Source organism: Polynucleobacter sp. KF022 (assembly GCF_027924105.1).
Lineage (GTDB): Bacteria > Pseudomonadota > Gammaproteobacteria > Burkholderiales > Burkholderiaceae > Polynucleobacter.
Window position 1 is genome coordinate 508,651 of the sequence record NZ_AP026972.1, and the last position, 15,904, is coordinate 524,554.

The following is a 15,904-nucleotide window of genomic DNA, read 5'->3' on the forward strand; positions in this document are numbered from 1 at the left end:
ATCAGAGGCTGAATAGACAAATAAAAAGCGGGGTAATAACCCCGCTTTTTATTTGTGGAAGAATTTACTCTTCTTCGCGACGCAAATGTGGGAACAGAATCACATCACGAATATTTGGAGCGTCGGTAAGTAGCATTACTAAGCGATCGATGCCAATACCGCAACCGCCAGTTGGAGGCATACCGTACTCGAGTGCGCGTATGAAGTCATGATCAAAGTACATAGCTTCTTCGTCGCCCGCTTCTTTTTGCTCTACTTGTTTGCGGAAGCGATTTGCTTGATCTTCGGCATCGTTCAACTCAGAGAAGCCATTGGCAATTTCACGACCAGTGATAAAGAGCTCGAAACGCTCCGTAATGCCTGGGCGAGTATCGGATTCTCTGGCGAGTGGGCTTACCTCGATTGGGTAATCAATGATGTAAGTCGGCTCCCAAAGATGCTCTTCGGCAACCAATTCGAAAAGAGCTAACTGAAGGGCGCCAATGCCGGCATTCTTGAGGGTAGGGGCATCCGGATTCTCGCCACCCTTTTTCAATTCAGTGCGAATGAAGTTAATGTCTTCAAGTTGGGCCGCTTCATAGCTCTTACCTGATTGACCGCAGTACTTGAGGATAGCTTCAGTAATGGTTAGGCGTTGGAATGGCTTGCTCAGATCAAGCTCGCGACCTTGATGTGTCAATACGGCAGTGCCTTGGGCATCAATTGCGGCAGCACGAATTAATCCTTCGGTAAAGTCCATGAGCCAACGGTAATCTGTATAGGCCGCATAGAATTCCATCATTGTGAATTCTGGGTTATGACGTGGACTGACGCCTTCATTACGGAAGTTGCGGTTAATTTCAAAGACGCGCTCAAAGCCACCAACCACTAGACGCTTGAGGTAAAGTTCAGGCGCAATACGCAAGAACATTTGCATGTCGAGCGCATTGTGGTGGGTAATAAAAGGCTTTGCTGCTGCACCACCAGGAATAGGGTGGAGCATCGGAGTTTCAACTTCCATGAAGTCGGCATCTAGCATATGGCGACGTAATGAAGCGATCGCGTTACTACGTGCTTTAAATGTATTACGGCTCTCAGGATTAACAATCAAGTCTACATAGCGTTGACGATATTTGGTTTCTAGGTCTGAGAGGCCATGGAACTTATCAGGCAATGGACGCAATGATTTGCTGAGAAGGCGTAAATTACTGCACTCAACTGAGAGTTCGCCCTTATTTGTCTTAAAGAGATTGCCTTCAGCCGAGATAAAGTCGCCCATATCCCAATGCTTGAAGGCGCCATGAACATCAGCGCCGCTGAGCTCATCATTAATGTAGAACTGAATTTGTCCGCTGCGATCTTGAATAGTGGCAAAGCTGGCTTTGCCCATCACGCGTTTGAGAACCATGCGTCCTGCAACTTTGACATGAACCTTTTTTGCAGCCAGCTCTTCTTTGGTCAGGCTGTCATAGTGTGCATGCAAATCTGCTGCTAAATGCGTGGGAACGAAGTCATTTGGGAAAGCAACGCCGCCAGCGCGAAGTTTGGCGAGTTTTTCACGACGCTCCGCAATGATGTGGTTCTCATCAACTACTTCAGTAGCTGAGGCATTTTCTAAATTGGTTTTATCGTTCATATCAGTGAGTAATTAAACGCCTTGCTTCAGGCTGGCTTCAATAAAGGCATCGAGATCGCCATCCAATACCTTCTGGGTATTCGAAATCTCAACGTTAGTACGTAAATCTTTGATGCGGCTTTGATCTAGGACGTAAGAGCGGATTTGATGGCCCCAACCTACATCTGTCTTAGTGGCTTCAAGCTTGTCTTGTTCGGCACGACGCTTTTGCATCTCATGCTCATAGAGGCGAGACTTCAGCATGGTCATAGCCTCAGCACGGTTGCGGTGCTGGCTTCGGTCATTCTGACACTGCACCACAATACCAGTCGGAATATGGGTTAAGCGTACTGCTGAGTCAGTTTTATTGATGTGCTGACCACCCGCACCAGAGGCACGATAGGTGTCTGTACGAATATCAGCAGGATTGACTTCAATCTCAATCGAATCATCAATTTCTGGATAGACATAGATGGAGGCAAACGAGGTGTGACGACCATTGGATGAGTCAAATGGTGACTTACGCACTAAGCGATGTACACCAGTTTCTGAGCGGAGGTGACCATAAGCATATTCGCCGTCGACTTTAATTGTTGCGCTCTTAATGCCTGCAACATCACCATCAGATTCTTCGAGAATTTCAGTTTTATAGCCTTTGCGTTCGCAATATTTGAGATATTGGCGATAGAGCATGCTGGCCCAGTCACAGGCTTCGGTACCACCAGCGCCTGCCTGAATATCGATAAAGCAATTACAAGAATCCATCTCATTGTGGAACATGCGACGGAACTCAAGGTCGCCAATAATTTTGCTATAGCTCTCTACGTCTTTCTCAATGGCAGCGATCGTTTCAAAATCACTTTCTTCTTTAGCCATATCGAATAGCTCAAGAGCGCTAGTAATGTTGGTATTGAGATCAGTGAGGGTGGCGACTACGCCGTCGAGCAATTTTTTCTCTTTGCCCAACGCTTGTGCTTTCTTTTGATCATCCCAAATCGTGGGATCTTCCAGTATTGAATTAACTTCGGTAAGGCGACGTGACTTTACGTCGAAGTCAAAGATACCCCCGAAGTGCTTGCTCACGGGTGAGCAGATCGGACAAGGTATTCGAAATAATGTTTAGTTGTTCAGCTTCCATCCCCTAATTATAAGGGGGTTACTTCCTCGAGCCGTCAGGCGCCCGATGCCTCATCATGAGCTTCAATCATCAGCTGAATACGGGCTTGGCCTTGATAGCGGTCAGTTACCAGTCGATAGGCTAATTTGGCTTTGGTCGGCAGGCTTTGCGTGCGATTAAACCAAACGGCGGTCAATGGTTTAGAGCTAACCCCAAGCCCTAGAGGTCGAACCATCAAGCGAAGATGCTTTTCTTTCATGAGGCTTTGCTGGGTAATCTCAAATTCTCCATAGAAAACAGGCTGAGGGAAGCCTTGACCCCAGATTTCTTCCGCTAAAAGGTCGCCAATTTCGGGGGTAAATTCAGAAGGCTCCAAGCCACCATCATGTGCATGGCGGCGCTCTAGCAATTCATCTGTGAGTAGTTCTGATGCAACTTGCTGAAAGCAAGTATCGAATTTCTCAAAATCTTCTTTGCGAATAGTTAATCCGGCAGCCATTGCATGACCACCAAATTTCAAAATCAGTCCAGGTTCGCGTTTAGAAACTAAATCTAACGCATCTCTTAAATGAAAGCCTGTTAGAGAGCGACCCGATCCACGCAATTCTTCTCCGGTATTGCCATCAGCTGGTGCAAACACAATTGCAGGACGATTAAAACGTTCTTTCAGGCGCGAAGCAACAATGCCTACAACGCCTTGATGCCATTCTGGATTCCACAAGCAAATACTATTGCGCTCAGACATAGTTCCAGAAAGCTGATCTTCAGCCAGATGGGAGAGTGCGGTTTCTTGCATGCCTGATTCAATCACGCGGCGTTCGCGATTGATGCGATCAAGCTCGTGTGCTAGCGTCATTGCTTCATCGGCGTTATCGGTGAGAAGTAAGCGGATACCTAAGGTCATATCCGCCAGACGACCAGCCGCATTGAGTCTGGGGCCGATGGCAAAGCCTAAGTCAAAGGTATTGGCCTTGCGTGGATCACGTGTAGCCGCCTGAAATAGCGCTTGAATTCCTGGCTGTGATATTCCTGCGCGTATGCGCTTTAAGCCGTTAGAAACCAAGACTCGATTGTTGCGATCGAGCTGCGCAACGTCAGCAACGGTTCCTAAAGCAACTAGATCTAAAAGATTCTCTACCTTGGGCTGAGTCTCGTTTGTAAATTTACCGCGTTTGCGCAGTTCGGCGCGCAACGCAACCAGCAAATAAAACATGACACCAACACCGGCGAGTGCTTTACTGGGAAAAGTGCAGCCTGGTTGATTCGGATTGACGATTGCCAGCGCTCTTGGCAAACGATCTCCAGGAAGATGGTGGTCAGTCACAATTACTTCCATGCCAAGTTCACGAGCGCGATCAACACCTGCTTCGCTAGCGATGCCGTTATCTACAGTGATGAGATATTTAGGTTTGGGTTCTTGTTGCGCGGCTAACTCTACGACCTCGGGCGTCAGACCGTAACCCATCGTAAAGCGATTGGGAACTAGAAACTGAATTGGAGTCTGTGGCCCGCCCAGCATTTGTAGGCCTCTAAGACCAACCGCACAAGCCGTGGCCCCGTCGCAGTCATAGTCGGCGACGATGAGCATAGGCTCCTTTTTTTCAAGGATGTCTGCAAGCAAGGAAGCAGTGTTAATGCAGTTCTTGAGTTCAACTGGTGAAAGTAGTTGCTTTAGATCTAGAGAGAGTTCATCAGGGGATTGCAAGCCACGAGCAGCATATAGTCTTGCCAGCAATGGATGTAAGCCACTCTGAGCTAACCAGGTTGCAGTACGTTCTGAAAATGGGCGTTGAGAGAATAGACTCATACAAAACTCATGCGTTAATCATCGCTGAGTGATTTCTTTCCAAGTCAGAGGTTCTGATTTTTTCCAGAAGGCCCAAGATTTTTTATAAAGATCTTTGACTGTAAGAATGCGCTCACGAACTTTTCCTTTTGGAAAATCAATAATTGCGACTTCATCGATTTGTTTTTTTATTAATGCTGCACTGAGTTGTGGCCATGCTAATTGGGGTTGATCAAGCCAAGCAAAGGCGCCGGCTAGATTATTTGTATTCAAAGTCGCTTCATAGGGAAGGCCTAGAAGCCTTGCTAAGCCAGCCATCATGGGATGCTGACCAATCAAACATCGTGATTGTTTTAGCGCTTCTGGCACTCGAACATCATTCAGTTTGCCAATACCACTAATCCAGAGTGAGTTAATACTGGGCATGCCACGTTGCTCGCGTTCTTCGTTTACTGGACCAATATGCCAGAGCATCTGAATTTCATTTTGGAGTTTGCGCCAACGCTTAGCGATACCTTCTTCGTGACTATCGCGTGGCATCCACCAATCAATATTGCGGCCATGCGCTTGATCTACGCTATAACTTTGAAGACTTGAAAAAGGCCCGGCAGGAATAAACCAGTAGTGTTGATTTTGGAAAAGCACTGAGTTCTGAAAATCTTCTTCTATAAATGGAAGGACTGCTGTTAATAGTTGGGCAGATTCTTCGGCCGTGAGATCAATCTGGTTTTGTCCCATCAGAATGAGATGGTCTCGTGTGGCATGCAGATGAACTGGCTGTAGGCAGGCAATCATTTCAGATGGATTAACTGCTTGGCTGGATTGCCCTAGTAGCAATACTGGGGCAAGAGGCATCGCTTCCCCAAGCAAAAAGCGCTCATGGGGCAGCCCTTGTATAGGGACATCCTTGCTTTCAAGCTCATCTAAGACGTCTTCCCCTGAAAGCATCAGGGTAAAACGGCGAAGTTGGCCTGGGGTAGGGGTGGAATTAGCAGTCATTCCCCTGATTTTAGGTGGCATTTGAGTATTCCATCAGTTTGCCCGCGCGATTCACTAAACTGTGGATATGTTGAGACTTCCTATTGAGCTAGAAATTGGCCTGCGCTATACCCGATCTAAGCGTCGCAAGACGGTTGGGAAACGTGATGGCTTCCTGTCATTTATCTCCGGAATTTCTACCGCCGGCATCGCTTTAGGGGTTGCTTCACTGATCGTAGTTCTTTCTGTCATGAATGGCTTTCAGAAGGAAGTACGCGATCGCATGTTATCGGTTCTATCTCACGTAGAAATTACTGCACCTGAAGGCTTGGCAAATTGGGAGCCTCTGGCGCTCAAAGTGGCAGCGCAACCTCATGTTATTGGTGTGGCGCCTATGGTGAGTTCACAGGGCTTACTAAGTCGCGAGAGCATGATGCGCGGTGTAGCGATTCGTGGCATCTTACCAAGTGAAGAAGGCAAAGTATCTGACTTACCAAAGCAATTTGTTGCAGGCAGCATTGATGATTTAAAGCCAGGAAGTTTTGGCGTTGCCTTGGGTGCTCAGCTGGCAGCGATTGTGGGTGCTCGCGTAGGCGATCGTATTAATTTAATTGTTCCTGAGAGTGATTTAACGCCAGCGGGTGCTATGCCTCGCATGCGCACTCTTCAAGTAGTGGGTATTGTGGATAGCGGTCATTATGAATACGACAGCTCCTTAGCTATCATGCACTGGAGGGATGCTGCTGCTCTATTGCGTTTACGTGATCCTTCTGGTTTGCGCGTTAAGGTAGATGATATGCAGCGTGCCCCAGCAATTGCGAATGAGTTGGCAGCTATCGTGCCTCAAGCGCTGTGGGTGACTGATTGGTCAAGATCTAATCGCAATTGGTTCGCTGCGGTTCAAACAGAAAAGAAAATGATGTTCATCATCCTGACTTTAATTATTGCTGTTGCTGCATTTAATTTGGTATCTACCTTGGTGATGACGGTAAATGAGAAGCAGGCAGACATTGCCATTCTGAGAACAATGGGTGCTAGCCCTGGACTGATTCAGAGAATATTTTTAATTCAGGGATTGTCAATTGGTCTACTAGGCTCTTTAGCAGGGGTTGGTTTAGGTTTATTAATTGCACTCAATATTGATGTCATTGTTCCGGTTATTGAAGCAATCTTCCGTGTGCAATTCTTGCCGCGTGAGGTGTATTTCATTAGTGAGCTACCTTCTGATGTCAGAGCCAGCGATGTACTAACGGTTGGTTTGATGGCTTTTGGCCTGTCTGTATTGGCGACGCTATATCCAAGCCGTAGAGCAGCTAAGGTTCAGCCAGCGGAGGCTTTGCGTTATGAGTAATTTAGAAAATCTCGTTCTCAAGGCCAGGGGCTTAGCTAAGACTTACGGTCAAGGACCTACTGCAGTTGAGGTTCTCAAGGCGATTGATTTAGATGTGGCCCCCTCGGAAAAGGTTGCCATTGTTGGCTCCTCGGGTTCTGGCAAGAGTACTTTGCTGCATCTCTTGGGTGGCTTGGATAGTCCAAGTTCGGGCTCAGTCATGTTGGCTGGCTCCAATTTAAATAATCTGTCAGTTAAGAAATTGGATCAGCTGCGCAATCATAGTTTGGGATTCATTTATCAGTTCCATCATCTCTTAGATGAATTTAGTGCTGCGGAGAACGTGGCCTTACCTCTGCGCATCCGCGGCTTGGGTAATGATGAGTCTATGGATCGCGCCAGTAAGATGCTTAAAGCAGTTGGTTTAGCGGCTCGTGAGTTACACACTCCAGGGGAGTTGTCTGGTGGAGAGCGTCAGCGTGTTGCTGTTGCTCGTGCTTTAGTTGGTAATCCTGCTTGTGTATTGGCGGACGAGCCGACGGGTAACCTAGATACCGAGACCGCTGATGGTGTATTTGATTTGATGCTAAATATTGCTCTCGACCAAGGCACTGCCTTTGTAATCGTGACTCATGATCCAATACGCGCTAAACGTTGTGATCGGATTTTGCATTTAGAGCGTGGAGTATTAAAGCCATTCTCAGTGTGAGTAGATATCCCATGTGGATCGATACCCATTGCCATTTGGATGCCCCTGAATTTGCGGGTACATTACCTGCGGTGATTCAGAGTGCTCAAGAAAAAAGCGTTAAAGCAATTCTTCTGCCGGCCGTAAAGGTTTCTGACTGCGCTCATGTAAAAGAATTAGCTCACCAATACAGCCAAGAGATACCTGGTTTGGTTTACACGCTAGGGGTTCATCCCTTGTATACCAATCAAGCACAAGAGGGCGATATCGAAACTCTAGAAAAAAGAATAATTGAATCACTTTCTGACCCGCGCTTTGTGGGTGTGGGTGAGATTGGTTTGGATTATTTTGTTGAGGGCTTGGATCCCTATAAACAAGAGTTCTTTTTCAATGTGCAGCTGGATTTAGCGCAAAAGTATCAACTGCCTGTCATTCTGCATGTGCGTCGCTCTCAAGATGCGATTCTGAAATCCCTGCGTCGTCGCAATATATCTGGTGGCATAGCCCACGCCTTTAATGGCAGTTTTCAACAAGCCGAACAATTTATTGAACTTGGGTTTAAGTTGGGCTTCGGTGGTGCGGCTACTTATGAACGAGCGTTACAAATTCGCAGGCTCCTAAAAGAGCTCCCATTGGATACCATTGTTACTGAAACAGATTCTCCTGACATTCCACCTGCATGGCTCAGAGAAGAAGGTATTGCCTTTAATGAACCTGCTTTTGTAGGGAGAATTGCAAAAGCATTAGCATCCATTCGAGGAGTAGGCGATGCTGAGTTTTCTTCTGTGGTTTGGAAAAGTGCTATGCAAGTGTTGCCACGTTGGGCCACCCTCTGCGCTGGCATCCCCAGCCTCCATTTAGCTTCCTAATTATTTGCGTTTAGTTATTACGGCGTTTATCGCCGGGGGATCACTCCTTTTCTTTTTGCCGCAAGTGCCAAAATATTGGTTGCATACAAGCATTGCTGCGGGTATTACAAGTTTGCTTGTGAGTATTTTGGCATCACAAAATTCTTATTTAAAGAAAATAGCAGTGATTGGTTTGTTATTTATGATGGGCTTTGCCTGGAATGCTCAATATGCTGAAAGCCGCTTAAAGAATATTCTTGCAATAGAGTTTGAGGGTAAGGAATTAAATCTTCAGGGTAGGGTAGCAGCCTTGCCGCAAAGTAATTCATCGGGAGCTAAGTTTACTTTTGAAGTTAATGAAGTAAGTTTAGGCAAAGAGAAGCTAGAGCGCTTTCCAAAACGCATTTATTTGAGTTGGCAACCTGCATGGAGAAATCCCCAAGTAGTTCCAGAAATTATTCCAGGACAACGTTGGATGTTTAAGGCTAAGCTCAAGCGTCCCTATGGCTCGCTTAATCCCTATACCTTTGATTTTGAACGCTGGTCCTTTCATCAAGACTTTGGGGCGAGTGGCTCTATAAGGCTGGGAAAGTTATTGGTTGATCAAGATATTTCCTTGACTGAAATTGAGTTGCGTATGGAGCTGATGCGTTGGCACTTGCGTAAAAAGATACGTTCCATGCTTCCAGATGACGCAAGGTATGTAGGTGTACTCATTGCTTTAGTGATGGGTGATCAAAATGCAATCAATCAGGATGACTGGCAAGTGTTCAATGCAACTGGTATTGGACATCTCATTTCAATTTGGTGTAGGATATACCCATCATAACAAGGGATAGATCATGCCAATCGCATACAGTTACTCAAGGTTTAGCTCGGAGAAGCAGAGCAAGGGCGACAGCTTGCGCCGTCAACGTGACCTAGCCCTACAGTTCATAGAGCGCAACCCAGACCTAGAGTTGGAGTTAGACACCACATTAAATCTAACAGATGAAGGCCTCTCTGCCTATAAGGGCGTGGCCCAGACTAAGGGTGCATTGGGTGCGTTCATAAGGTTGGTAATGGAGGGCACTATAGAAAAGGGCTCCTACTTGTTAGTAGAGTCGCTTGATCGTTTGTCACGCCAAACACCACGCCAAGCCTTAAATCAACTCAACATACTGGCAGATGAGGGCATTGTGCTGGTCACACTGTCTGATAACAAGGTCTATACCAAAGAGACCTTGGATGAGGATGGTGGTATGAGTTTGATGTTTGCCATCATGCTTATGAGCAGAGCGCATGAAGAGAGCCAAACCAAATCCCTCCGTATTAGTGCTGCGTGGGCCAACAAGTTCAACAAGATTAAAGATGGTGTTCAGCTAACAGCCAGAGTGCCGTTCTGGATCAATAAGGTGGATAAAAGCAAAACCATTGACGATAAGGTGGCGATCGTTAAGGAAGTGTTCAGACTGTCTGCCAGTGGGCTAGGAGCCATGAAGATAGCGCAGGAGCTGAACGATCGGAAGTTCCCAACGCCATCAGGCAAAACCAAAGTCTGGGCACTATCAAGTGTGAAGAAGATATTGGCATCTGAGGCGGTATTAGGCACGCTTGTAACGGCAGATGGTCAGCGGCATGAGAAGTACTACCCAGTAGTTATTAACTCAAAACTATGGCTAAAGACACGCTACATTGGTCAAAGCTCTGCGGGTGCCAGAGGCACAGTAGAGGCACATCCTTTGTCAGGCCTTATGTTCTGTAAACACTGTGGAGCAACGGCTCAGCGCAGTGGTAAGTCTGGACGTATAAGACAAGACGGCACAAAGAACAACTGGAAAACATTGGTGTGCGCCAAGTCTTTAACTAATCCAAAGGATGAGCATGGAAACGCAAAGGGTAAGAAGAACTGTGAGTATCGATCCATTAACTATGAGCGCATCTTAAATGGAGTTAAGTCTGCATTGATGCAGATGGATGACTACACCCCAACCGACGATATTGGTAAGAAGCTAAAAGAGAGGCACCATCGTGCTGAGCAAATCCAAGACCTCATTGACATGGTGATGCACCCCGTTGATGGCAAGTACACCAAAGAGACTCGCACATCAAAGGCTAACCTAGCTAAGATGTTCACGGAGTTAGACGGCATCAAGAAGGAGATAGCCGAATTAGAGCAGGTTAGAAGGCCAACCAGTCAGAGACTATTTGAAGGGGCTAGAAAAGCTATCTTGGGTGGTGAGGTCACAAACGCTTTAATGCGACAAACCATCAAGAAATGTGAGATTGACTTCAAGCAAGCTCAACTGGATGTGTATGGGCATGATGGCCACTCTATTCTTGGTGTTGTGTTGAAAGACGCTGATGAGCTCAAAAAGGATGCCAAGAGAAGGCCATTCATAGCGGGTAGTAGGGGTTAAAACATGATGCCAAAACTATCAGGACACAGCATCCTACATAAAGATCGCCGCTGGGTGGTGTTCGGAATCAGCCAAGAGTACCCGTACGATGGCTACGAGGCCGATTGCTCAGTGTTGGTGTTTGATCGGCGCTATGACTCCGTGGTGGCCTTTGTGGATGATTCTTTCACTGGTTACTGCAACCCATCCACGTTCCAAGAGTCTTTACCCGTTCATGGAAGCAATGCCGCGGAGTTAGTAGAGTCAGTGAGCAAAGCGCTGAGGTATTTTTGATATGCAAATAATTGGATCTTTATTGCTGTTGATTGGGTTATTTTTCCTCTCAGAGTTTGGGTTTAGTTTTGATTCTCTTTTCTATTGCCTCATTGGCTTTGCTTTATTGATTATTGGCAAGCTAAAGATAGTGATAGTTAAGCGCAGATGAGTGCAAGATAACGTCAGTAAAAAAAGTTTTTCAAAGTTTGTATTAGTATGATGTGCCCACATATTTCCGGCTGTAAAAAATCCTAAAAAGCAAGGCGAAAACAGCTCTGATCTTGCATTGGTATAAGTACAGGCAGCGTTTTGTTTTTAGGGCGGAAACAGCGTATTTTGCGTATTATTATGTATAGAGATTACTTTTATATAGCAGCCGCCACAGGCCGTTTGTACGACTTATATACATTGCCCTTCCTAAGATTAGATCAGGGCTAAAACAGGCCTCAGAACGCCTCAAAAACGATTTCTAGCAGTAAGCCGATACGTCGGTAAGTTCGTCACAACTCAAGCTGACAAAACCAAACTTTTATCCATTGTTTTATCAATTTAAAGGGCATTTATGCACTCAGCCGCAGTACATCCAACGAACCAAAACTTATCAACTATCGAGCACTTAGCCCGAGAACTAAACACGTCTATGCAAACCATAAAACTCACACCAAACCAAACCAAAGAGCTCAAGGCAATCTGGGCACCAATACGACGCAACCAATTAGTGGAAGATCGTAAGAGTGCTCCGATTTGGGTCAAATTAGCTCAAACCGAAGCGCAGATGTCGCGCGCCCAGTTGTTCGCTTGCGCCACGATTCTTGCCGATTTAGAGCTAGAAGTCCCGCAGTTCCTCCACGGCATTTTGAATGGAGATCAACCATGAACTCAAAAGAGATTAACAAAACACTGAACAAGGCACACGACTTCACCAACGCCATTTTGAAAGAGATGAGTGAGACATATCCACCAGAGCAAATCCCATATTTTCTGCATATATGGCTCTTACAAGCCGCTCATGGTTTGGTGCACCATGGATTTAAACCCGAGGATGTAAATGATCTGATATCTGCCGAGTTAGAGCCGTATAAGGGCCTCACTTTCGATCTAGTCACCGAGCTGTTGCCTCAGCCTCGATCTAAAGCATTGGAAGCCTTCGAGTTTAGATTCTTATTCTCAGAGAACGATGCCGTAGATAAGGTTATTTATGTCGAAGCGGATGATAAGGCCAAAATGATCAGATTGACCTTCCCGATGGCCGCTAAGAATGGCAGGGGTCGCATCTGGTTGAAACGGGGTGAATTTACTCATATCAATGAGCAAGACATTTCAGACTTTGTTGCAATCATTGAGAAGCTACGTGATGCGGGCAATCTGGGTGTATTGATCACGCCACAAGCACACAAAATGATCGTAGGCTGTATTGGAACAGCGGAACTGTTTGATCACGGCGCAGTGGTTGTTGGTAAGCGTGGGAGTGCCAAATGAAGAAGGTAATAAGCACAAAGGGATACCTAAAAGAGTATGACGACCAAGTTATGGAGCTAGGCAAAGGTGGCGCAACCATAGCAATCATGGCTGACGCATTAAGCGTGAGTATTGAGCAGCTAGAGGATTGGGCAAGAGCAAAGAAGTCTTTTAAGGATGCCCTGTCAGTTGCTATGACTTCAAGCAGGGCATTTCACGAGCGCCGTTTGATTGAGAGCTACACGAATAAGGACTCCAACAGCACACTGATCCAATCTTTACTAAAAGCTAATTTTGGTGATGTGTACACCAATAGCACTTATCAGCCCGCTGGAACGGCAGGTAAAGGTAAGAAAGCGGATTTAGCTGAGCCTATCAATTTTAATGAGGAGATAGCGAGTTTGATTCGCGAACTGCGTGGAGATGGTGTTGCCAGCGGTTCAATGAGAGGCAAGAAGGCAGAACAAGAAGAGTAGTAATTGGTAAAGCAGGGCAGGGTCGCCCAATTGGTTGATAGCTACGAATTAACCATGTAAGACCGAGCAAGTAGCTCTCCACTGACGCGGAATGAGTCAGTGGTAAATCGAGTTGCGGGGCGGCTGGAAACAGTGAGAGTCCCGACGAAAAATGAATCCGCACCGAGTTCGTGGCATTTAACGATCGAGTGAATGAAGGATTTACAAAATGAAGCAATCTATAGGCGCTGCGCGCCCAAAGTGCAACTACAGTTCAATACCTAAAGAATTAAGAGCTGAGCGCACATATATCTATTGGAAGTTGGAGCAAGACCCTAAAACGGGCAAGACTATCAAGCGACCAATAAACCCTAAAACAATGCTCTATGGTGGTCAGAACGACCCGACCTGCTTTGTCACCCTAGACGAGGCAGAAAAAGTCTTTACCCAAGAAGCAGCAAAACAAATGCCTGCGATTCACGGCATTGGTATGGCGTTTAAGAACGATCAAATTATTGGCCTAGATTTAGATAAGGTGTTTGATCAAAGCGGGAACTTAAAGCCTGTTGCCAAGGATATTTTGGAAAACGCCAGAGGATTTGTGGAGAAGTCTGTCAGCGGCACTGGTTACCACATCATTACCAAAACAGATAAGCCATTTTCTAATTACAAGGACCATGACATTGGCTTTGAGGTCTTCAAAAGCAATATGTTTATCGCGCTCACTGGAGACGTGGACGAGCAATACAGCGCCAAGGAGTTCCCGAGGTCACCAGTTGATCTTGCGGTATTAGATAAGTATTTAAAGCGATCTACAGAGGCGTATGAGGCCTCTAAACAGGCATTTGATGGCTTCGCTCAAACAAGAGATTTAAACCTATGTAATGACGAATTAAGAAGCATTGTGATGTCCATACAGCCGCCTGACGATGGTTATGAATTCTGGCTCAAGGTGGGCATGGCAACTCATCATCAAACCAGAGGATCAGACGAAGGCCTAGATATTTGGAAAGAGTACTCAACGCAAGATGCTGATGTGTTTGGAGCTTATGGTGGTGACTCGCAGCTTAATTACAAATGGCGCACCTTCTACAAAGGCGGAGCTAAAGAATCGGTTACAGCTTCAACATTGCGTTGGTTGGCTAAAGAGTTTCCAAAGTTTGGACAGGCTGCCCTTAAGGATCAAAGCTATGCACTAGAGCAGACTTCCGCCACGGAATATGTAATAGATGGAATCATCGCCGAAGGGATCTTTGTGTTGGCTGGGCAAAGTGGAATTGGTAAAACAACTTTGCTATTGCCATTGGCTGCGTATGCCGCGCATCTTTGTGCAGATGGAGATGAGCTCAAGCCTGCGTTGAGAAGGCCGGTTCTATACCTCACAGAAGATAGAAAGCAAGCCCTTAGGATTCTCTCGGGCTTGCGCAATCATTGCGGAGTTACTAAGTCTGAGGATGAGTTTAATAAGTGGTTCCAGGTTAGAGAAACCCAGCGCATGTCTAAAGGACAGATTGCAAAGTTAATAAGAGACTTTGCGGCTGAGAATAAGGTTTACATGGATGGCGCCAATGGTCAGCCCGTTTTAATACCCCCGCTAATTGTTGCAGACACACTGGCTGCTACGCTGGACCTAGAGGACGAAAACAACAACGCACTGGTCTCTGAGTTCATCAGCACCATTAAGTTAGCTTGTTCTGAGACAGGTACATCACTATGGCTAATTGCTCATATCAGCAAGGTAAACAACAAGGCAGACATAGAGAGCATGACAGCCAGAGGAGCATCAGCTTTTGGTGCGGATGTTCATGGCACTGGGTTTGTTATTAAGGATCCACAAGTCGGCGAAGACAAGCGGTTCTTGATTATGGGCAAAAAGCGTTACGAGGCCGCATTCAATGAGCTGTGCTTTAAGACTGAGCGTTACGAGGTTGAGGTAACCAATCGTCTTGGTCATAAGCTAATCGAGTCTTATCGCGTTGGTTTCGCTTCTAAGTCAGGGTTTGAGGAGCGCAAAGAGGAAGGCAAGATCCGCCAAATTACCAAGTACGAAACCGAAGTGATGGGTGCTGTGCGTGGATATGGACAGCCATACATCACCATCAAGACCCTTTCAGCCCTCATGGAATCAACTGGGGGTTCTAAGTACCAAAGGCTAACCGCATCGGTCAGCAAGCTAGTCCAAGACGGCGTGTTGGAAATGATGAGTGGCAAAGACGCTATCGAGCTTGGGATACCTGTGGAATCCAATACTAAGGCGGTGTATTCACTGCCAAAAGTGGAGGATTTTCAAGTATGAGAAATGGAAATTGCTTTTGGAAACTACTTGGAAATAGGTGGAAACAACCAAAAATAGACCCTTATAAACAGGGGCTCTGCGGGGAGGGGGTTGTTTCTTCTCCTAAGGAAATAACAAAAGGAAATAACGAAACAACCTGTGCCATTTCCAAAATAAAAAGGTCCTCGAAAGATGGGAGGGAGAGATTAAAAATCTCTCTCCCTTCCTCCCTATCTCTCTGTTTTCGTTCTTTGAGAAACAGATTGGAAATAGCTTGGAAACAACTTGGAAATAACCCGAAACAACCCGTGGTTACAAGGTCCTAATTGGAAATAGCTTGGAAACAACCCAACAAATATCAATGGAAAAATACTATGAATGAATCGAAAACAACCCTTCACACACTAACCGCAGCCCAAACCTTAGAGCTAAAGCAGATTTGGGAAGGGCAGAAAGCAAAACTAAAACCTGACGACTTTATTTTTATCAAGGTGAAGCTAGGCAGACCTCAAGCCAAGCTGACTATCAACCAGCTATACCGAATGACTATGACTTTGGCAGAGGCGGGTTATGAAGAAATACCAGAGTGGCTGCTAAGCATGCTCGACCCTGAGTAGCACCGATAAAAAAAGGCCGAGGTGGTGGATGGACATAATCTTTCCACTTCCTTGGCAAAACGTTATACGAACACCGCGCCCAGTAGCAATAAAGGCTATGTGGC

General features: G+C 46.1%; 15 protein-coding genes. 11 read left to right on the forward strand and 4 right to left on the reverse strand.

What is annotated here, in order from left to right; translation table 11 throughout:
• Positions 1–64: 64 nt before the first annotated feature.
• The 4 genes from lysS to PKF022_RS02725 form a co-directional block, all read right to left on the reverse strand.
• A complete protein-coding gene (gene lysS, locus PKF022_RS02710; protein WP_281777123.1) occupies positions 65–1,615 on the reverse strand; it encodes a lysine--tRNA ligase in 1,551 nt (516 codons plus the stop codon).
• Between the two features lie 12 nt (positions 1,616–1,627).
• Positions 1,628–2,732, reverse strand: a protein-coding gene (gene prfB / locus PKF022_RS02715; protein WP_281777124.1) for a peptide chain release factor 2 whose coding sequence is annotated in 2 segments (ribosomal slippage) — positions 1,628–2,650 and positions 2,652–2,732 — 1,104 coding nt in all. Because the reading frame shifts where the segments join, the coding sequence is not laid out codon by codon here.
• A gap of 34 nt (positions 2,733–2,766) precedes the next feature.
• Complete coding sequence (recJ, locus tag PKF022_RS02720; RefSeq protein ID WP_281777125.1) at positions 2,767–4,518, reverse strand: single-stranded-DNA-specific exonuclease RecJ; 1,752 nt, start codon at positions 4,516–4,518, stop codon at positions 2,767–2,769.
• 18 nt (positions 4,519–4,536) lie between these two features.
• Positions 4,537–5,517 carry a hypothetical protein gene (locus tag PKF022_RS02725; RefSeq protein WP_281777126.1) on the reverse strand — a complete coding sequence of 327 codons (981 nt, stop codon included), beginning with the start codon at positions 5,515–5,517 and terminating at the stop codon, positions 4,537–4,539.
• A gap of 46 nt (positions 5,518–5,563) precedes the next feature.
• On the opposite strand from PKF022_RS02725, the gene PKF022_RS02730 reads away from it, so the two are divergent.
• From PKF022_RS02730 to PKF022_RS02780, 11 genes are all read left to right on the forward strand, one after another.
• Entirely contained in the window at positions 5,564–6,826 is a 1,263-nt protein-coding gene (locus PKF022_RS02730; RefSeq protein ID WP_216231468.1) for a lipoprotein-releasing ABC transporter permease subunit, read from the forward strand.
• Positions 6,819–7,514 carry an ABC transporter ATP-binding protein gene (locus PKF022_RS02735; protein ID WP_281777127.1) on the forward strand — a complete coding sequence of 232 codons (696 nt, stop codon included), beginning with the start codon at positions 6,819–6,821 and terminating at the stop codon, positions 7,512–7,514. The genes PKF022_RS02730 and PKF022_RS02735 overlap by 8 nt, the downstream gene beginning before the upstream one ends.
• An 11-nt stretch (positions 7,515–7,525) precedes the next feature.
• Positions 7,526–8,362, forward strand: coding sequence for a TatD family hydrolase (locus PKF022_RS02740; protein ID WP_281777128.1), 837 nt, complete (start codon positions 7,526–7,528; stop codon positions 8,360–8,362).
• A gap of 79 nt (positions 8,363–8,441) precedes the next feature.
• Positions 8,442–9,170, forward strand: a complete 729-nt coding sequence (locus PKF022_RS02745) for a ComEC/Rec2 family competence protein (protein WP_281777129.1) — start codon at positions 8,442–8,444, stop codon at positions 9,168–9,170.
• A gap of 13 nt (positions 9,171–9,183) precedes the next feature.
• On the forward strand, positions 9,184–10,740 hold the full coding sequence (locus tag PKF022_RS02750) for a recombinase family protein (RefSeq protein ID WP_281777130.1): 1,557 nt from the start codon (positions 9,184–9,186) through the stop codon (positions 10,738–10,740).
• A gap of 895 nt (positions 10,741–11,635) precedes the next feature.
• Positions 11,636–11,872 (forward strand): hypothetical protein, encoded by a 237-nt coding sequence (locus tag PKF022_RS02755; protein WP_281777131.1) that lies wholly within the window; start codon positions 11,636–11,638, stop codon positions 11,870–11,872.
• On the forward strand, positions 11,869–12,474 hold the full coding sequence (locus PKF022_RS02760; protein ID WP_281777132.1) for a hypothetical protein: 606 nt from the start codon (positions 11,869–11,871) through the stop codon (positions 12,472–12,474). Before PKF022_RS02755 ends, PKF022_RS02760 begins: the two co-directional genes overlap by 4 nt.
• The gene (locus PKF022_RS02765) at positions 12,471–12,929 is read left to right on the forward strand and encodes a hypothetical protein (protein WP_281777133.1); all 459 of its coding nucleotides are present in this window, start codon (positions 12,471–12,473) and stop codon (positions 12,927–12,929) included. Before PKF022_RS02760 ends, PKF022_RS02765 begins: the two co-directional genes overlap by 4 nt.
• A gap of 208 nt (positions 12,930–13,137) precedes the next feature.
• Positions 13,138–15,204: an AAA family ATPase gene (locus tag PKF022_RS02770; RefSeq protein ID WP_281777134.1), complete on the forward strand. Its 2,067-nt coding sequence runs from the start codon at positions 13,138–13,140 to the stop codon at positions 15,202–15,204.
• On the forward strand, positions 15,201–15,509 hold the full coding sequence (locus PKF022_RS02775) for a hypothetical protein (RefSeq protein WP_281777135.1): 309 nt from the start codon (positions 15,201–15,203) through the stop codon (positions 15,507–15,509). Before PKF022_RS02770 ends, PKF022_RS02775 begins: the two co-directional genes overlap by 4 nt.
• A 48-nt stretch (positions 15,510–15,557) precedes the next feature.
• Complete coding sequence (locus tag PKF022_RS02780) at positions 15,558–15,800, forward strand: hypothetical protein (protein WP_281777136.1); 243 nt, start codon at positions 15,558–15,560, stop codon at positions 15,798–15,800.
• Positions 15,801–15,904: the final 104 nt, after the last annotated feature.